This window comes from Agrobacterium sp. 10T429 (assembly GCF_056393925.1).
In genome coordinates, this window is sequence record NZ_JBFTGV010000001.1 from 612,505 (window position 1) to 631,027 (window position 18,523).

Annotated in this window: 19 protein-coding genes; 12 read left to right on the plus strand and 7 right to left on the minus strand. The window is 59.7% G+C overall.

Annotation, left to right across the window (positions count from 1 at the left end; translation table 11 throughout):
• Positions 1-83 precede the first annotated feature (83 nt).
• From AC1DCP_RS02935 to AC1DCP_RS02960, 6 genes are all read left to right on the plus strand, one after another.
• Positions 84-1,235: a cell wall hydrolase gene (locus AC1DCP_RS02935; protein WP_065688045.1), complete on the plus strand. Its 1,152-nt coding sequence runs from the start codon at positions 84-86 to the stop codon at positions 1,233-1,235.
• A 270-nt stretch (positions 1,236-1,505) separates the two neighbouring features.
• The gene (locus AC1DCP_RS02940) at positions 1,506-1,871 is read left to right on the plus strand and encodes an AtpZ/AtpI family protein (protein WP_003511695.1); all 366 of its coding nucleotides are present in this window, start codon (positions 1,506-1,508) and stop codon (positions 1,869-1,871) included.
• Between the two features lie 60 nt (positions 1,872-1,931).
• Positions 1,932-2,681: a F0F1 ATP synthase subunit A gene (locus tag AC1DCP_RS02945; RefSeq protein ID WP_003511697.1), complete on the plus strand. Its 750-nt coding sequence runs from the start codon at positions 1,932-1,934 to the stop codon at positions 2,679-2,681.
• Between the two features lie 73 nt (positions 2,682-2,754).
• Positions 2,755-2,982: a F0F1 ATP synthase subunit C gene (locus AC1DCP_RS02950; RefSeq protein ID WP_003494147.1), complete on the plus strand. Its 228-nt coding sequence runs from the start codon at positions 2,755-2,757 to the stop codon at positions 2,980-2,982.
• A gap of 81 nt (positions 2,983-3,063) precedes the next feature.
• Positions 3,064-3,705 carry a F0F1 ATP synthase subunit B gene (locus tag AC1DCP_RS02955; protein WP_003511698.1) on the plus strand — a complete coding sequence of 214 codons (642 nt, stop codon included), beginning with the start codon at positions 3,064-3,066 and terminating at the stop codon, positions 3,703-3,705.
• Position 3,706: 1 nt separating this feature from the next.
• Positions 3,707-4,192 (plus strand): F0F1 ATP synthase subunit B, encoded by a 486-nt coding sequence (locus tag AC1DCP_RS02960; protein WP_003511699.1) that lies wholly within the window; start codon positions 3,707-3,709, stop codon positions 4,190-4,192.
• 218 nt (positions 4,193-4,410) lie between these two features.
• Here the strand turns inward: AC1DCP_RS02960 and AC1DCP_RS02965 are convergent, their stop codons facing one another.
• From AC1DCP_RS02965 to AC1DCP_RS02975, 3 genes are all read right to left on the minus strand, one after another.
• Complete coding sequence (locus AC1DCP_RS02965; RefSeq protein WP_065688046.1) at positions 4,411-5,100, minus strand: permease; 690 nt, start codon at positions 5,098-5,100, stop codon at positions 4,411-4,413.
• A gap of 137 nt (positions 5,101-5,237) precedes the next feature.
• A complete protein-coding gene (locus AC1DCP_RS02970) occupies positions 5,238-5,891 on the minus strand; it encodes a ribonuclease HII (protein ID WP_065688047.1) in 654 nt (217 codons plus the stop codon).
• 337 nt (positions 5,892-6,228) lie between these two features.
• Complete coding sequence (locus tag AC1DCP_RS02975) at positions 6,229-7,386, minus strand: PA0069 family radical SAM protein (RefSeq protein WP_003511704.1); 1,158 nt, start codon at positions 7,384-7,386, stop codon at positions 6,229-6,231.
• 288 nt (positions 7,387-7,674) lie between these two features.
• On the opposite strand from AC1DCP_RS02975, the gene AC1DCP_RS02980 reads away from it, so the two are divergent.
• Complete coding sequence (locus tag AC1DCP_RS02980) at positions 7,675-8,193, plus strand: glycosyl transferase (RefSeq protein ID WP_065688290.1); 519 nt, start codon at positions 7,675-7,677, stop codon at positions 8,191-8,193.
• Between the two features lie 27 nt (positions 8,194-8,220).
• On the opposite strand, the gene AC1DCP_RS02985 is transcribed toward AC1DCP_RS02980, so the two are convergent.
• The 3 genes from AC1DCP_RS02985 to AC1DCP_RS02995 form a co-directional block, all read right to left on the minus strand.
• Entirely contained in the window at positions 8,221-9,654 is a 1,434-nt protein-coding gene (locus tag AC1DCP_RS02985) for an FAD-binding oxidoreductase (RefSeq protein ID WP_065688048.1), read from the minus strand.
• A gap of 48 nt (positions 9,655-9,702) precedes the next feature.
• Positions 9,703-10,680 (minus strand): L-threonylcarbamoyladenylate synthase, encoded by a 978-nt coding sequence (locus AC1DCP_RS02990; protein WP_065688049.1) that lies wholly within the window; start codon positions 10,678-10,680, stop codon positions 9,703-9,705.
• A gap of 64 nt (positions 10,681-10,744) precedes the next feature.
• Positions 10,745-11,353, minus strand: coding sequence for a DUF6656 family protein (locus AC1DCP_RS02995; protein ID WP_065688050.1), 609 nt, complete (start codon positions 11,351-11,353; stop codon positions 10,745-10,747).
• 332 nt (positions 11,354-11,685) lie between these two features.
• Here AC1DCP_RS02995 and AC1DCP_RS03000 point away from each other — a divergent pair, with 332 nt between their 5' ends.
• The 4 genes from AC1DCP_RS03000 (at position 11,686) to AC1DCP_RS03015 (ending at position 15,415) form a co-directional block, all read left to right on the plus strand.
• A complete protein-coding gene (locus tag AC1DCP_RS03000) occupies positions 11,686-12,930 on the plus strand; it encodes an aromatic ring-hydroxylating oxygenase subunit alpha (RefSeq protein ID WP_003511714.1) in 1,245 nt (414 codons plus the stop codon).
• Between the two features lie 7 nt (positions 12,931-12,937).
• The gene (locus AC1DCP_RS03005; protein ID WP_065688051.1) at positions 12,938-14,020 is read left to right on the plus strand and encodes an FAD-binding oxidoreductase; all 1,083 of its coding nucleotides are present in this window, start codon (positions 12,938-12,940) and stop codon (positions 14,018-14,020) included.
• A 181-nt stretch (positions 14,021-14,201) separates the two neighbouring features.
• Positions 14,202-14,666, plus strand: a complete 465-nt coding sequence (locus AC1DCP_RS03010) for a BA14K family protein (RefSeq protein ID WP_065688052.1) — start codon at positions 14,202-14,204, stop codon at positions 14,664-14,666.
• A gap of 224 nt (positions 14,667-14,890) precedes the next feature.
• A complete protein-coding gene (locus AC1DCP_RS03015; protein ID WP_065688053.1) occupies positions 14,891-15,415 on the plus strand; it encodes a BA14K family protein in 525 nt (174 codons plus the stop codon).
• Between the two features lie 102 nt (positions 15,416-15,517).
• On the opposite strand, the gene AC1DCP_RS03020 is transcribed toward AC1DCP_RS03015, so the two are convergent.
• A complete protein-coding gene (locus AC1DCP_RS03020; RefSeq protein WP_065688054.1) occupies positions 15,518-16,513 on the minus strand; it encodes a transporter in 996 nt (331 codons plus the stop codon).
• A 223-nt stretch (positions 16,514-16,736) separates the two neighbouring features.
• Here AC1DCP_RS03020 and AC1DCP_RS03025 point away from each other — a divergent pair, with 223 nt between their 5' ends.
• Positions 16,737-18,521, plus strand: coding sequence for an acyl-CoA dehydrogenase (locus AC1DCP_RS03025; protein WP_112152806.1), 1,785 nt, complete (start codon positions 16,737-16,739; stop codon positions 18,519-18,521).
• Positions 18,522-18,523 lie beyond the last annotated feature (2 nt).

Consider the following 18,523-nt stretch of genomic DNA (forward strand, 5'->3'; position numbering starts at 1 on the left):
AAGGTTAATAAGAGATTCTCGAACACCTGTAACAAATATGGTTCCTGGTGTTCGGAGTGCTGGTTTTGCGTTCGAAAAGAGTAATGCGTCGTCGGTCCTTTGCGTCCCTTCAGGCATGGACCTCACCCGTTGTCTTCGGCCTTGCTGCCTGGCTCGTCTTTCCTTCCATTGCCGCACGCGCGGATTTGGCCTCCCTGCTGGCAGGGCTGGACAATGGCGGCGAGCAATGGCGCATGGTGCTGACCGCGTCACCGGCAGGCTCTGTCCATAACGCCTCGCTCACCTTTAACGATGCGGAAGGGGAGGCGGCGCTGCATGGCAGCGGCATGACTCTGCCCGATGGCCGCAAGGTGGCTTTCGTCACCAACAAGAAGGGTGACGAGACGACACCCGACAGCGAGCGCGTCAACCGTGCCGCCAAGAAGGGTCGCATCGTCGCAACCGAAATCATGCAGCCGCCAAAGGCCTTCACCGCCGGTTCCGTGCTGGAACGCACTAGCATGCTGGATATAGAGCCGCTGAAGCGCAAGGACCGCACGGCTTTTGTGAAACCGAAACGCGGCAGCGACGTCAAACTTGCCTCCTTCTATTTCCGCCGTGAAGAAAAGAAGGCGGACAAAAGCGTCTCTCCGATGCTGGCGGAACTCGTTACCAACAGGACTCCCGATATTCTCGCCACGGCTTACGCGCCGGCCGAACCGGATTTCGCCCGTGAATCGCCGTTCGACGCCATTCTGAAAAAGCCGGAGGCCGGCCGCTTCGTGCCGTTGATCGGCGCGGACGATCACGCATGGGCGGCAACGCCGCTGCCCGCTGCCGTGTTTTCCGCAGCCGAACAGCAATGCCTTGCATCCGGCATATATTTCGAGGCGCGCGGTGAATCGGTCAAGGGACAGGCGGCGGTGGCACAGGTGATCCTTAACCGCGTGCGCAACCCCGCTTATCCGAAAACCATCTGCGGTGTGGTTTATCAGAACAAGGATTGGCGCAACCGCTGCCAGTTCTCCTTCGCCTGCGACAATAAAAAGGACCGGGTGAATTCCGAACGTCACTGGAAAATGGCGCGCGAAGTGGCCATGGCAACCACCGCCGGCAAAATCTGGCTGACGGAAGTGGGCTCGGCGACTCACTATCATGCCGTCTATGTTCGTCCCGCCTGGGGAAAATCCATGAAGAAGGTCGGCAGGATTGGCTTGCACGTCTTTTATCGAACCTATGGTGGCGGCTGGAGCTGATACCACCGCCAATTTGTCGCAATTTGCGTGTCAAAAATGCCGATTCCCGGGGGAAACATCGTCGACAAACGGCGATTTGGCGTTAAGCCTTTGTTTTTAAATATTTAATTTGTGAAAAAACAAGCTTCGCCAGTGCCTTGACTAGCGAAGCCCCTAAAACTATGTTGCGCGCGACTTCAGAGCGGGCTGGAACAGGCTTAATCCGTCACCGTTTACAACTCCAAAGGGTTCTGGCATGGCTGGAACGGAGAAAATGGGTGGGATTTTAAGATGACTGGCAACCGTGACGATAGTCTGGACGAGCGTCGCAAGCGCCTTGCCGAAGAGTTGGCAAAGGTGAAGGCGGAGGATGAGGCGGAAGTGAGGGCGGAGACCAATGCCGCGGAAAGCCGGAAAGGCTTTGCGATGGCGGTGAAGCTCTCATCGGAGTTCATTTCGGCCATCGTGGTCGGCGCTATGCTGGGTTATCTTCTGGACTATTTTGTCGGCACGACGCCGTGGGGGATGATCGTTCTTCTTCTTCTCGGTTTCTGCGCAGGCGTATTGAATGTGTTGCGCTCCACGGGCGCGGTGGCAAAGCCGCCGCTGCTTGAGAGAGCCGACAAGCGAGACGAGGGTGGAAAAGACGGCGTTTAAGCTGTTTTTTCTTGCAGTTGAGATGCCGCCATGAGCGGCGACAGGTAAAGAGGGCAGCCGGTGGCAAACGATCCGACCCATCAGTTCTTGGTGCAGCCGATCATTCCGATCGAAATTGGCGGCGTCGATTTTTCCTTCACCAATGCGTCGCTTTTCATGGTCGCGACCGTGGCCGCCGCTTCCGGTTTCCTTTATTTCGCAACGTCGAGCCGTGGTCTGATCCCGACCCGCATGCAGTCCGTTGCTGAAATGTCCTATGAATTCATCGCCTCCATGCTGCGCGAAGGCGCCGGCAAAAAGGGCATGGTGTTCTTCCCATTCGTATTCTCGCTGTTCATGTTCGTGCTGACCGCGAACCTTCTCGGCATGTTCCCGTATTTCTTCACGGTCACCAGCCAGATCATCGTCACCTTCGCGCTTGCCTGCCTCGTCATCGGCACGGTCGTCGTTTACGGTTTCTACAAGCACGGTCTGCATTTCTTCGGCATCTTCGCACCTTCGGGCGTTCCGAAGGCGCTTTTGCCGCTTGTCGCGTCAATTGAAATGATTTCGTTCCTGTCGCGTCCGATCAGCCTTTCCGTTCGTCTCTTCGCGAACATGCTGGCTGGCCACATCACGCTCAAGGTTTTCGCAGGCTTCGTCGCCTCCATGGGTGCGCTCGGCGCGCTCGGTATCGGCGGTGCAGTCCTGCCTCTCATAATGACGGTCGCAATGACCGCTCTCGAATTTCTCGTTGCCTTCCTGCAGGCTTATGTGTTCGCGGTACTGACTTGCATGTACCTGAACGACGCCGTGCATGGTGGTCACTGAGAAGTAAAGTCGCTGGCCCCGGCAACGGGCGCCAAAAGATAGCCGCAACAACCAATATCTCAAGGAGTCTCACATGGAAGCGGAAGCAGCAAAGTACATCGGCGCAGGTCTCGCATGCCTCGGCATGGCTGGTACGTCCCTCGCACTCGGCCGTATCTTCGGTGATTACCTCTCCGGCGCACTGCGCAACCCCTCTGCTGCCGACAGCCAGTTCGGCCGTCTGGTATTCGGCTTCGCCGTTACGGAAGCTCTGGGCATCTTCTCGCTGCTCGTAGCTCTCCTTCTCCTGTTCGCTGTCTAATAACGGCATCAGGTCTGGATCACGGCTCGCGCAAATTGCGTGCCGTGATCCTTCGCATTTGCAGTCCCCCTGGAGGTGAGCATGTTCGTGACCGAGGCTTATGCCCAGTCAGCACCGACCGTAGGTGAAACGCATACGGAAACTCCGGCTGTCGGCCAGCCGCAACCGGAAGCCACGCACACGGAAACCGGTGTAGCGCACGGCGCCGAACACGGTGCTTCCGGCGTTTTCCCGCCGTTCGACCAGTCTACTTATGCATCGCAGGTCCTGTGGCTGGCGATCACGTTCGGCCTTTTCTACCTGCTCATGCAGAAGGTCATCGTTCCTCGCGTCGGCGGCATTCTTGAAAACCGTCATGGGCGCATTGCACAGGATCTCGATGAAGCGGCACGGCTGAAAAGCGAAGCCGACGCAGCCGTCGAAACCTATGAAAAAGAACTCGCGGCAGCCCGCGCCAAGGCAAGCTCGATAGGCTCCGCGGCACGTGACGCCGCCAAGGCGAAAGCCGATGCCGACCGCGTCGCGATCGAAGCCGGACTTGCCGAGAAGCTTGCCGCCGCCGAAAAGCGCATTGCGGGTATCAGGGATCAGGCATTCGCGGATGTCGGCGCCATTGCCGAGGAAACCGCGACCGCAATCGTTGACCAGCTGGTTGGCGCCAAGGTCAAGGATGCCGACGTCAAGGCCGCCATTGCAGCCGCTTCGACTGTGAAGGGAGCCTGATATGGCGTTTGATGCATCATTTTTCGCTCTTGTCGGTCTTGTCCTTTTCTTCGTCCTGATCGCCTATCTCAAGGTTCCGGGCATGCTCTCCAAGTCTCTGGACGAGCGCGCGCAGAACATTCAGGACGAACTGGCCGAAGCCAAGCGTCTGCGCGAAGAGGCACAGCACCTGCTGGCCGAATATCAGCGCAAGCGCAAGGAAGCCGAAGCTGAAGCAGCTGGCATCGTTGCTGCTGCCGAACGCGAAGCGGCCGCCCTGACCGCCGAAGCAAAGCAGAAGACGGAAGAATTCGTCGTCCGCCGCACGGCCCTGTCGGAACAGAAGATCAAGCAGGCCGAAGAAGACGCCATAGGCGCCGTTCGTGCCGCCGCCGTGGACATCGCCATTGCAGCTTCCGAGAAGCTCATTGCCGAAAAGACCACCGCTGCCGCAAAGGCCAAACTTTTCGCCAACACCATTGGCGAAGTGAAGTCGAAGCTGAACTAAGTTCATCTCGTACTATTCAAAACCCCTCCGGCGCCCGCCGCGAGGGGTTTTTTGTTTTATGCCTCAGCCGGGGGCTGTGTTGGCAAGCTCGTGGGTGCACACTGTGGTGCCTGCTTGCAGCGTGTCTATCGATGTCTGTCGACCTTTGGAGAAAAAGCATCGGCTTTGAAGACTGGATGCTGGCCGGCAATTCGTGGCTGCCAATTTGTCGAGGCTTGTTAAGTGATCGCGGGATAGATTGTCTTGGCCTCGAGCGCTATCAGCACCGCCAGTACAAAAGCTGCCGCGGTGGCAACCAGAAATGCGCCACTGAAAGCCAGGCCTGCTTTCGCGATGCCCAAGCCGAGATCCTGCATCAGCCATCGTATCTGAGCCTGCGCATACCAGATCGTGGCGAGCGCAATAATGGCGAGCCCGAACGTAAGGCCATGTTCCAGAGGCATGGATGCAAAATCGAAGCCCATAACAAGGACAAATGTAAACGGCGCAGCCACGTAACATTGGCTGAAGAACGGCGGACGCAGGGAGTTTCGGGTGATCCTCACCCGTTTCCACCGCAGAAGCGTGACGGCCATACACAGCGGATAAATCCCGAATATAACGCCACGCGCTATGAGCAGGTTCGAACCCGAACCAAGCTCCCGGGCGGCCAATGTGGGATCGTAAATGGTCGGAAGGGAGGCGGAGAGCCCCTGCGAAAATAGCAGAGTGATCAGGAGGAAGAGGGGTGGACTCAGTGTGTCGTCATACTGGTCCTCGAGCCGATCCGCGAGTTCGCTATCGGCGTAGCGCATCATGCTGAGCGGTGCGACGACCGATCGCCACATTGTCAGCGGATAGAAGAGGAGCCATGAAACCAGCTCGTAGAGAAGTTCCTCGAGCGACTTCAACAGTTTCATGAAATCCAAATCTCTTCTCCCAAAGCCCGTCAAGTCCACGCATTGAGATAGAATTCTACCAGTGGAGACGGAGATCGTCACCTCATGGCAGGGCGCTGAAATCCGGGGCGAGGCCGCATTCTCCGCTTCAGGATCGTGGTTTTCGATCAGTCCTGCTTCAGCGGCCTGAAACTCATCCGGTGCAGCGGGCAGGGCCCATGGCTTTCTATGGCGCGCAGGTGGGCTGGTGTGCCGTAACCCGCATGGCCTTCGAAACCATAGGAGCTGTGCACTACACCGGCCCGTTCCATCATCCGGTCACGGGTCACCTTGGCGATGATCGAAGCGGCGGCGATTGAGAGGGAGCGGGAATCGCCCTTGATGACGGCCTTTGACTCGCAGGTGATGCCCGGCGGCTTGTCGCGGCCATCTGCCAGCACGAGGGCTGGGGAGATTTCGAGGCCGAGTACGGCGCGACGCATCGCGTCGAGGCTGGCGCGCAGGATATTCATGGTGTCGATAAGGCCGGGGCCGGAGGAGGCGACGGAAACGATCGATGTTTCCATGATTTGCAGAAACAGGCTTTCCCGTTTCAGCCTGGTCAGTTTCTTGGAATCGTCAAGACCACCAGGAATATTGTCGGGATCGAGAATGACAGCTGCCGCAACCACTGGTCCCGCGAGAGGTCCCCGGCCTGCCTCATCCGTGCCGGCCACGGGCCAAAGCCCCTTCTTCCTCGCTTCAAGTTCGAAGGAGAAATCGGGGCCCGTATCGGCGAGATCAAAGAGGGCAGGAGAATCGGGTGTGGTGCGGCGTTTCATGCGGCAGAAACTTGCACACACACCCGATCTCCTGCAAGCCCCCGGAAGCGGGCGATGACGGGCGCGGCCAGCCGGGTCAAGGGGCGTGGCCAACCGTGCCCCTTAGGTCGTCATGACCTTTGATCCTCCAACGGGGCGGCGGAGGAAAAACGATCGCACGCGAGGCGGCGGGTTCCGGGGGTGATGTCCGACGGGCCAGGGAAAACCCGCCGGGCATTTCGTCAAGAGCATGGCCCCGTCAACAGGAAAGGGCTGCCACTCTTTATGGGTCTGCACCGCTGGGTATCGTTGCGCGCATCGTAATGCGCCTTTGATCGGCCAAGCGGGCCTCATATTTTCAAAGCAGCGACAATTGCACGCCGGCACCTCCCGGCGGCACGAAGATGTCGTCGCGCAGGTGAATGCCGCGGCGGATGAGGCCAAGCCGTTTCGTCGCCATTTCGAAACGCCTGCCGATCTGCCATGCATAGGGACCAGCACCCTTCATACGTTTTCCGAATTCCGCATCGTAATCCTTGCCGTCGCGCATGGAGCGCACCAGCGACATGACATGCCGGTAGCGGTCCGGATAGTTGCGCAGCAGCCAGTCGCGGAAGAGGGGGCTGACCTCCAGCGGCAGGCGCAGCAGCACATAGGAGGCCTCCGTTGCGCCAGCGGCCTTGCCGGCTTCGAGAATGCGTTCGATCTCATGATCGTTGAGTGCGGGAATGACGGGTGCCATCATCACCGCCACGGGAATGCCAGCATCCGTCAGCGCCTTGACCGCTTCCAGCCGCTTTTCAGGCGTGGCGGCGCGCGGTTCCATGCTGCGTGCCAGCTTGCGGTCCAGCGTCGTCACGGAAATACCAACCTTGACGAGACCTTTCTTGGCCATGGGCGCCAGAATATCGATATCCCGCTTGATCAGGGCCGATTTGGTGACGATGGCGACGGGATGGTCGGCCTTTGCCAGCACTTCCAGTATCTGTCGCATGATGCGCCATTCGCGCTCGATCGGCTGATAGGGGTCGGTATTGGTGCCGATGGCAATGACGCGCGGCTTGTAGCCGGGCTTCGCCAGCTCCCTTTCGAGCAGCTTTGCCGCATCCGGCTTGGCGAAAAGCTTCGCCTCGAAATCCAGCCCGGCGGAAAGCCCCATATAGCTGTGCGTCGGACGGGCGAAACAGTAGATGCAGCCATGTTCGCAGCCGCGATAGGGATTGATGGAACGGTCGAAAGGGATGTCAGGCGATTCGTTGCGGCTGATGATGCTGCGCGGCTTTTCCACCTGCACTTCGGTGCGGAACTCCGGCAGCTCCTCGAGGGTCTGCCAGCCATCGTCGAAAACCTCCCGCTGCAGGGCCTCGAAGCGCCCGCCCGGGTTAAGTCCGGCACCACGCCCGCGACGACGGTCGATCTCGATGCGCAGGCCCGATGCATCGGCCAGCGCATTGGCAATGTCAGGCGTATGGCTCGGCTGGAAAGCAGCCTGCCCCGAAAGCGTATGGTCTCTCATCTGGATGCTCCCAGGGTGCCGCACGCCTCTCAAGGCAAGTCAACGCCCTAAACCGTTTCCACTCGAACCGGCGTTTCATTGCCTCTTCGAATGATTAAATTCCTACCGCAGAAACGAGAACATTACAAGAACAAAAAATGCAAAATCGATAGCTGACCAACCCGCGGCCGGGGTCTTGTTTGTATCAATCCCACCTGAAGGTGGGTTAGAGTTAAGCCTGAACGGTCGCGGATTTTCTGACATCCAGTGCAGTGGCAATTTATTGTGCGATGCGTTAGAGCTATGCATATGTTGACAGTCATAATGGAATGCCGCGATCAGGAACCGGAACTGGCGCATACGCTGTCTGCGCTTGTAACCGGGGCCGTGGAAGGGCTGGTAAGCGACGTTGTGATCCTCGATCACGGTTCGCGCGATGGATCGTCGCGCGTCGCCGATGCCGCTGGCTGCCGTTTTTATGCGCAGTGGGATATTGAGGATGTCATGCGCTCGGCGCGCGGGCAGTGGATCCTGCTGGTCGAACCGGGTGCGCGTCCGCAGAGCGGCTGGATCGAAGAGATTCTCGAATATGTGGCTGTCTGTGCCGAGCCCGCGCGTTTCTCGCCGTCCCGGTATCACAAGCGGCCCTTTTTCAGCCGGATAGTGCGCCGCCGTCCTCCCCTGGAATGCGGCTACCTGATGCCGAAGAAACATGCGGTGGCGATCGCAAAATCCGGCATGGGCCTGACACAGCTCGTGCACGCGCAAAAGCCGCGCCGCCTGAATGCGGAACTGGTTCCCGCCTGGACGGCGAGAACTTCCAACTAACCTGCAACGATGATGAAGCTGCTGTCCCTAGCGGGCGGTGATCACCTTGCCGGGGTTCATGATGCCGGCGGGGTCAAAGGCGTGTTTGATGCGTCGCATCAGGTCCATTTCAATGTCAGGCCTGATCGCGGCCAGCTCGTCGCGCTTCAACTGGCCGATGCCATGTTCGGCCGAAATCGAGCCGCCGAGCGACAGCACGATGCCGTGCACGATCTCGTTCATATCCCGCCAGCGACCGATGAATTCAGCTTTGTCCGCACCAACCGGCTGGGAAATATTGTAGTGGATGTTGCCATCGCCCAGATGGCCGAAGGCGCAGACGCGGGCGCCGGGAATGGCGGCAAGAACGGCCTTTTCCGCCGTTGCCATGAATTCCGGTATCTTCGACACCGGAACGGAAACGTCGTGTTTGATAGAGCCGCCTTCCGGCTTTTGCGCATCCGACATGCTTTCGCGCATATGCCAGAGCGCCTGACGCTGCGCTTCCGATGAAGCGATCACCGCATCCTCGACCAGCCCGGCCGAAAAACCGCGCTCCAGCAGCGATTGCATCATCGTTTCAGCCGTCTCAGCCGAATCGGAGGTGGAGATATCGATGAGCGCGTACCAGTCATGCGGCGTTTGTAGCGGATCGCGCACGCCGGGAATATGTTTGGCGGTGAATTCCACGCCGATGCGCGGCATCAGCTCAAAGCCGGTCAGCGCTGTGCCGCAGAGGTTGGAGGCCATTTCGAACAGCTTCAACGCATCGTCGGTGGATCGAAGACCGGCAAAACCCACCTGATGGCCGAGCGGCACGGGGAAAAGCTTCAGCACCGCTCCGGTGATAATGCCGAGCGTGCCTTCCGAACCGATGAAGAGATCGCGCAGATCGTAACCCGTATTGTCCTTTTTCAGCCGGCGAAGCCCGTCCCAGATTTCACCTGTCGGCAGCACCACTTCAAGCCCCAGGCAAAGCTGGCGCATATTGCCATAAGCGAGAACCGCCGTGCCGCCGGCATTGGTGGCCAGATTGCCGCCGATGCGGCACGAGCCCTGCGAACCGAGCGACAGCGGGAACATCCGCTCCACGGTCGATGCGGCCTTGTGAATGTCGTCGAGAATGCAGCCGGCATCCGCAACGATGGTGTTGGCGACCGGATCGATGTCGCGGATGCGGTTCATGCGCTCGAGCGAGAGGATGATGTCGGTTCCGTCAGCACGCGGCGTCTGGCCACCCACAAGGCCGGTATTGCCGGTCTGCGGCACGATGGGCGTGCCTGTCTCGCTGGCGAGCTTCAGGATGGCTGCAACCTCCTCGACAGTGCCGGGCTTGAGCAGCAGTGGTGACGCACCATGATAAAGCCCGCGATTTTCCACGAGACGCGGCGCCATTTCCACAGCGTCGCGCACCGCGTTTTTTTCGCCGACAATGGCAGTGAAGCGATCGAGGATGTCGGTGGAGGGGGCGGCGATTGTCATTGGCGTCTCGCTGTCATTTGAAACGGTGGGCGAAATGGTGAAGTACCGTCAGCCTCGCGGCGCGGCGGCGCGGGAAAGGCGGTCATTGATCGCCTCTCCAAGACCGTGGGCGGGAATGGTTGTGACCGCGATTGTCGCGGCACCACTCGCATCTGCTGCTTTGAGATAATCGAACAGATTGGCGGCCGCCTCGGCAAGATCGCCTGAAGGGCTGAGGTCGAGAACGGTACGGGCGATCTCTTGTCCCTCAACCGCGATGCCGCCGAACCGGATCAGTGCCTCGTCGGCAGAAACGGATGTCGCGTCGAGGCGAACGGCTGCACCGGGCGCATAATGCGAGGCGAGCATTCCGGGTGCCTCGATGGCGGCTGATGCCTTTTCCGGCCGTTCGAGCTGGGTGCCGGTGATGCGCTCGATCTCCTCGGTGACGACGCCGCCGGGACGAAGCAGCCGCACCCGCCCGTCGTCTTCCACCTTGACGATTGTGGATTCGACACCGACGGAGGCAGCACCGCCATCAAGAATGAGGTTGATCCTGTTACCGAGATCGGCCTCGACATGGGCGGCACTGGTGGGGCTGATCTTGCCGGAACTATTGGCACTGGGCGCAGCCAGCGGCTTGTCGAACCGGCGGATCAGATCACCGGCGAAACCCTGCGGCACGCGAATGCCGACGGTATCGAGCCCCGCCGTTGCCAGTGAGTGAATGCCGCTTGCCGGTTTCAGCGGCAGAACCAGCGTCAGCGGGCCGGGCCAGAAGGTTTCGGCGAGGCGTCGCGACACGGGATCGAAAACCGCATAACGTTCGGCCATGGCGATATCGGCCATATGGCAGATCAGCGGATTGAACTGCGGCCTGCCTTTCGTTTCGTAAATGCGGGTAATGGCCGCCGGATCGGTGGCGTCCGCAGCAAGGCCATAGACGGTTTCCGTGGGCAGAGCGATTGGCTGGCCGCGGGAAAGCTCCTCGACGGCCGCCTGCAAGGCGGTTTCCCGCTCGTTTTCGATATCGATATGACGCGCCATGATGCTGCCTTTCAGGGCGTCAATAGCGTATTTCAGGGCCTTATGGAAAGCGCTATCGTGGCTTTTATATTGCCTTGATGATCTTGCGCATCTCGTCCGAGCGGGCGCCGAGCATAAGCACGTTTTTGAGCGCTACGCGCGGGTCGTGGGTCTGGAACAGCAGGCCGCCGCGATGGAAGGAGGTATCGATGGCGATGTGCTTGTTGGGAAGCGCGTTGATGGCGACTGCGAAATACATCCGTGAATAGCGCGCATCGATGTTTTCGAAGAAGTTCTCGGTCCCGCTCAACTCGGCGAAGAAATTCGCGAAATAGAACGACCAGAGCACATGGCGCTCGGCGTCGAAACTGGTTTTCGCTGCCGTGACATGGCAATAGCCGAGATGCGGCCGCTCATCCAGCAGATGGTGGAAAACCATCTTGGGAAAACGGATGGACTGGTGAAAGCCATTGAGGCGGCTATGGGTGGCATCGGCAGCAGCCTCGAGCTTGCGCCCGGTCATCGCCGCCACTTCGTCATGGCTGTAATAGACGCGTTCCCTCGGCAGCCAGCGTTCTTCGTAGCGGCTGATGCGCCCGGTTCGCAGGAAATCCGAATGCGCGGTCTTGGAACGTATCGGCGTGACCGAATGTTTGCCGGCATCGAAATAACGTATGCGTGTCGCCTTCTCCACCCGGAACGCCCTCGTTGTTGTCGATCAGGCAATATAGTTTAGGGCATGTTAAAACTCCGTTGCGCCGCAACCCCCGTTTTTTAACGGGTAGAGAGGGAGCCGCGCGACATCATGCGTCATATTGCGACGTGGTTTCCGGCGGGGAATAGCTGCCGGATTTCGCAGCGGAATGGCGTGCAACGGCCATTGGCGCATGTCGCAATTTGTCGCCAATGCGGAAGCCGATGTCGCTGTCTGCGCTGCCGCAAATGAACGCTGATGTTTAGATGGGATCACACTTCCGCAGTCCGATAAATGGTGTGGGGCAGGGCGGTTTGATCGAGGATTTGGCCATGGAATTGCGTGATACCGTACTGCGTCAGCTGAAGAACCGCCGCGAAGGCTTCAGCCTGGAACAGTCTTTCTACACGGACCCGGATTATTTCAATCTGGACATGGAAACCATCTGGTACCGCGACTGGCTGTTTGTCGGCCATGATTGCGAAGTGCCGAAGGCCGGTAACTACATCACCGTTCAGGTGGGCGCCTATTCCGTCGTCATAATTCGCGGTCGCGACGGACAGATTCGCGCCCTCCATAATTCCTGTCGCCATCGCGGTTCCCGCGTCTGCTCTTCTCATAAGGGCCAGTCCGCACGCCTCGTCTGTCCCTATCACCAGTGGACCTACGATCTGGACGGCAAGCTGCTGTTTGCCCGTCATATGGGCGATGATTTCGACAAGGCTGAATTCGGCCTGAAGCCGGTCCACTGCGAAACCGTTGCCGGTTACGTCTTCATCTGCCTGGCAGACCAGCCCGCCGATTTCGCGCCGATGCGCGCCGAGGTCGAAAGCTACATGGCGCCGCACCGCATCTGGGAAGCCAAGGTTGCGCATGAAAGCACGATCATCGAAAAGGGTAACTGGAAACTCGTCTGGGAAAACAACCGCGAGTGCTACCATTGCGCCGCCAACCATCCGGAACTCTGCCGAACCTATCCTGAAAACCCGAGCGTTACGGGTACGGACGGTGGTGCAAGCGATCCCGAGATCGGTGGCCACTGGGCACGCTGCGAGGCTGCCGGCCTGCCGAGCCGCTTCAAGATCGATCCGAAAGGCCAGTTCCGTGTTGCCCGCATGCCGCTGATCGGCGAGGCGGAAAGCTACACCATGTCGGGAAAACGCGCCGTGCGCCGGCCGCTTTCCGATGATGTCAGCATCAGCCATATCGGCGCGCTGCTTCTGTTCCATTATCCGACGACCTGGAACCACTTCCTCGGCGACCACACCATTTCCTTCCGTGTGCTGCCGCTCAACGCCAACGAGACCATGGTCACCACCAAATGGCTGGTGAACAAGGATGCGGTTGAAGGCGTGGATTACGATCTCGAGGACCTCACGCACGTCTGGAACGAAACCAACGATCAGGACCGCCGCATCGTCGAGGAAAACGCCTTCGGCATCCGCTCGCCCGCTTACCAGCCCGGCCCCTATTCCATGGAAGACGAGGGCGGCGTGATGCAGTTCGTCAACTGGTATGCCGATTTCATGGTTGACCGGCTGTCGGGCGACAAGGCCCGCCTTTCGGCAGTAGCGTAACGCGAAGATGAATATGGCTGTGACCTACAAGCACATAGACGAGATGAAGCCGTGGAGCGACAAGCTCCACCTGCTGGAATGCATTTCGGTGACGCCCGAGACGCCTGACGTGATGACATTCCTGTTCCGGTCGGAGGATCAGAACTGGTTCCGTTATCTGCCGGGCCAGTTCGTGACGCTGGAATTGCCGGTAAGCAAGGAGCCGCTCTACCGCACCTACACATTGTCCTCCAGCCCGTCGCGGCCCTATGCGCTGTCGGTCACGGTCAAGGCGCAGGCCACCAGCATCGGCACGCGCTGGATGTTCGACAATCTGAAGCCCGGCATGAAAATCCGGGCACTCGGCCCGCTCGGCGATTTCTCTTATGTTCGGCATCCCGGCGACAAATACCTGTTCATCTCGGCCGGCTCCGGCGTTACGCCGATGATGTCGATGGTGCGCGACATGAGCGACCGCGCGCCGCAGAGTGACATCGCCTTCATCAATTGCTCGCGCTCGCCATCTGATATCGTGTTCCGTCACGAGCTGGAATATCTGGCCCGCTTCATGCCGAAACTGTCGCTCGGTTTCATCGTGGAAAATTGCGGCCGCACTGATCTCTGGTCCGGCTTGAAGGGCATGGTCGACAAGGCCAAGATCGCGCTTCTGTCGCCTGATTTCATGGATCGCACGGTGTTCTGTTGTGGACCGGAGCCTTTCATGGCCGCCATCCGCTCCATGCTGGATGCTTCCGGCTTCGACATGAGCCGTTACCACCAGGAAAGCTTTTCGCCAGCCGCCCCGGTTGCTGTGGGCGAGAGTATTCACACCGTGGCGGATGGCGAAGCACTCTCGATGGTGGGGTTCACGCTTTCCGGCAAGGAAGTGCCGTGCCAGCCCGGCCAGACCGTTCTGATGACGGCGCGCGCCGCCGGTGTGCGCATCGGTGCCGCCTGCGAATCGGGAATTTGCGGCACCTGCCGGGTGCTGAAGCTCTCCGGCGAGGTGGAGATGAACCACAATGGCGGCATTCTCGATGACGAAATCGATGAAGGCTATATTCTCGCCTGCTGCTCGCGGCCGTTGACCGACGTGAAGGTGGAAGCCTGAGCGCACGAAATCCTGCGTCTTATGCGGGAATCTATTTTTGAACCGGAACCAAAGGTCTTAAAACTCGTTTGCACGTCATCGAATTCTTTTCGGGTGTTTCAATGGGGCTGCCCCTACCTCCGACAAGACCGAGTAGTTAGAAAGCGCGGTTCAACGCGCTACAGCAAACGGAGGAAAGATCATGATGAATTTCCGCACGACGAGCGTCGCTACGGCGGTTGTCCTGTTCCTGACAAGCTTCACGCCGTCGCAGGCGTTCCAGGCGCCTGTTCCGATGGCGAAGCCGGCAATCTCAACTGAAAATGTAGTGCCGGTGCAGTACCGTGAATGGGACCGCCGAGGTGACCGCAGATACGGCGACCGTATGTATCGTCCGCGCCCGTCGCGGGACGGATATTATAACGGCCATCGCGGCTATCGCGACCGCCGTCCGGGCTACCGTTATCACAACGGAATGTGGTTCCCGCTGGCGGCCTTTGCCACTGGCGCAATTATTGGCGGTGCCATGGCGCAGCCGAGACCGGCTTATGGCGGCAGCCATGTTTCCTGGTGCCAGAACCGTTGGCGCTCGTACCGCGCCTACGATAACAGCTACCAGCCGAACAGCGGTCCGCGTCGCGTATGTGTATCTCCATACAGCCGTTAAGCACGCCTTTCGAAAGCCCGGGTCTGATCCGGGCTTTTGCTTTCAGGTGGCGAGTTTCGGTAACCGAAGCGTGACAACGCCGTTAATGCTGGGTTCAGGCGAAAGCGCCTAGCCTGCAACCTGTGATGTTCCAGCCAGCACCGACAAACTGGCTGGATAAAAAGAAAAAGGTGTTATTATTCACGTGCAACGGCCTGTCGACCGTCGTGAATGGAGGAAGTCAGATGAGAAGCTATGTGAAGAATATCCTGGCTGTCGGTCTTTCTGCAATCGTGGTTGCAGGAGCGATTGTTCCCGCTGAGGCAATGCCATTGCTGATGGCGCCGAAGAGTGTCCAGACCCTGGGTAACGATGCCGGCAAGAATATCGTCAATGTGCAATACTGGCGCGATCGTGACAATCGTGGCGGCTGGGGCGGCGAACGCCGCGGCTGGTACGGCGGCCATCGCGGTTATCGCGACTACCGCCCGGGTTATCGTCACCACGACGGTTACTGGTTCCCGCTCGCAGCCTTTGCGACCGGCGCGATCATCGGCGGCGCACTGTCGCAGCCGCGCGAAGTCTACCGTCCGGTTCCGGAATATCGCCCGCGCCCGGTATACCGCGAATATCGTCCGGTCCGTCGTGCCGGCATGAGCCAGGCGCATGTGAACTGGTGCTATGGCCGGTATCGGTCCTACGATGCCTATAGCAACACGTTCCAGCCCTACAATGGCCCACGCCAGCCCTGCTATTCGCCTTACAGCTGATAGCACTACTCCGTCATCCGGCCTTGATCCGGCAAGACGGAGTAGGGATTGACCAGCCTGATAGTTACTACGAGCCGCCCGGATACGGGCGGCTTTTTGTTTTCACAGAATGCGCGCCCGCTTCAGCACGTACCAGGCAAGCATAACCGAAATCACGATGAAGATGCTGGCCGCCATCGTGCCGCCGGTGCCGACCGTAAATGGCAACTCATCCGTGTTCATGCCGAAGAAGCCGGTGACCAGCGATGGCGGCAGCAGGAATGCCGTCATCAGCGACAGGATATAAAGATGCCGGTTGGTTTCGGACGAGAGTTTGGAATCGATTTCCTCGTGCAGCAGCCTTGCGCGTTCCTGAAGGGCGTAGACATCGTGATCGACGGCCTCGAGGCGGCCCATCAGCCGCGAGGCGACATCCTCGAAACCGTCAGGCATCTCGTCCTCATCGGCGGCAGACGCCCGCCGCATCAGGGTGAGCACCGTGCGCAGATGCCGGTGGAGGCGAACGACCGTGCGCCTGAGCGGCGCAAGCCGTCGCCGCTCGTCGCGGTTTTCGCTGTCATAGACCAGGTCCTCGATGGCGTTCAGCTCTTCGGTCGTTTCCATCACCAGGCTGATCAGCGAACGCTGGAATTCCGCGACGAGGCCTTCGAAGACATGGGCCGGCGTGAGGTAGCGGTTGGAATTCTTGTCGACTGCCGCTTTCAGCCGGTCCACTGAGCGCAACGGTTGCAGACGGGTGGTAATGATGAAACGGTCGCTGACCGCGAAATGCAGCCAACCGAAATCACGCGTTTCCTGATCGAACTCGCGCTGGAAATCGACCAGCGTTCCATAAAGTGACTTTTCATCCACCGTGATGGACGGATGGGTTTCATGGGTGGTAAGGCTTGCCAGCGCTGCGGCATCGAGCCCATCGATCGTTTCGAGAAAGCCCGCCACCCGCTGATCCGCGAGATTGAGGTGCAGCCAGAAGAAGCCCTCGCATTGCGCCATCTCGCTAAAGCCCGCATCGGGCGCAAGCCGCCTGCATGGCGCCGTTCCGGGGTGGAATTGATAGGCCCAGACAAGGCCGGGGATAGCGGGCGTTATGAGATCCATCGTGGCAGTCCTGACCGGCGGAATGGGAGGGGAGGCGTCCGTCGCCCCAAAACGGAAACGGCAGCGGTGGCACGGCACCTGTCAGCGCATGCTGAGCAAATTCATATGACAGTTTTATAACAATCCCGCTGAAAAGGCGGGAATTTTCAAATTGACGTTTACGTAAAAATCATTTAGCCCGAAAGCAACAGCACGATAGGCAAGAGCTTCGGGAGGAGGCAGCATGTATACCGCGCCGGTGGATGATATCGCCTTTACACTCAAACATGTGGCGGGTCTGCAAGACGCGTTGTCCAGAGGTGCTCTGGGAGACCTCGGTGAAGATGTGGTCGATGCCATATTACAGGAGGCCGGCCGTTTCGCCACCGAGCAGGTCGCGCCGCTTGCCGATATAGGCGACCGCCAGGGCGCGCGGCTGAGCGACGGCAAGGTCTCAACGCCGGACGGCTGGGCCGATCTTTATCGGCGCTGGGCTGAGGCCGGCTGGAACAGCCTCACCGCACCGGAAGAATTCGGCGGCCAGAACCTGCCGCATATGCTGAATGTCGCCGCACTCGAAATGTGGAATTCCGGTTCCATGGCTTTCGCGCTTGCGCCGACGCTCACCATGGGCGCGGTGGAAGCTCTCGTTGCCCACGGTAGCAACGACCTGAAGCGCATCTATCTTCCCAAACTCGTCTCCGGTGAATGGACCGGCACGATGAACCTCACCGAACCGCATGCGGGATCGGACCTTGGCGTGCTGAAAACCCGTGCCGAGCGTAATGGTGACGGCACCTACCGCATTTTCGGGCAGAAGATTTTCATCACCTGGGGCGAACATGACGCCGCGGACAATATCATCCACCTCGTTCTTGCCCGCCTGCCGGATGCGCCGGCCGGCACGCGCGGAATTTCGCTGTTCCTCGTGCCGAAATTCCTGCCCGAAGACGACGGCACGCCGGGCAGCCGCAACGACGTCTTCTGCCATTCGCTGGAGCACAAGCTCGGCATTCACGGTTCGCCCACCTGCACGATGATCTTCGGGGACGGAAAGTTTGGCGAAGAGAAGGGTGCCTTGGGCTGGCTGATCGGCGAGGAGAACAAGGGTCTCGCCTGCATGTTCACCATGATGAACAACGCCCGCCTTGCCGTTGGCATGCAGGGCGTGGCGATCTGCGAGGCGGCGACACAGAAGGCAATCGAATACGCCAGGGAACGCACGCAGGGCAAGGCGCCCGGCTGGCAGGGTTCGGGCATGAGCCCTATCATCGAGCATCCCGATATCGCCCGTACGCTGTTGACGATGAAAGCGCTGACGCAAGGCGCGCGCGCCATCTCCTTCAACTGCGCCCACGCGATCGATATGGCGCATGCCGCCGAGGACGTGGCTGAACGCGCCCACTGGCAGGAGCGCGCTGCTCTTTTAACGCCAATCGCCAAGTCCTTCTCCACCGAAGCCGGTGTCGATGTCGCTTCCATGGGCATTCAGGTGCATGGCGGCATGGGCTTCATCGAGGAAACCGGTGCGGCGCGTTACCTGCGCGATGCCCGCATCGCGCCGATCTACGAAGGCACCAACGGCATTCAGGCGATCGACCTGGTGGTGCGCAAGCTGCCGGTTTCAAATGGCGCACAGGTGCGCGGTTTCATCGCAGAATTGCGTGAAATCGTCGCCCGAACTGCTGCCTCGAACCGCAGCGATCTCGGCGAGACTGCCCGTTATCTCGAAACGAGTCTCACCGATCTCGAAACGGCGACCGACTGGTTGCTGGAACGCCTGAAAGCGGGGGAAACCGAAACCGCGCTCGCCGGTGCCACGCCCTATCAGCGCCTCTTCGGGCTGGCGCTCACCGGAGCCTATCTTGCCAAGGGCGCCCTGGCCCAGGTGGATGACGGCAGGGGAGCGCATCGCGCATCGCTCTGCCGGTTTGCGGCGGAAAACCTGCTGGCGGAAACGGCAGCGCTGAGGGATCGCGTCATTGCCGGTGCAGCAAGCCTTGCCGCCGCCCGCGCCGTGCTGGGTTAAGG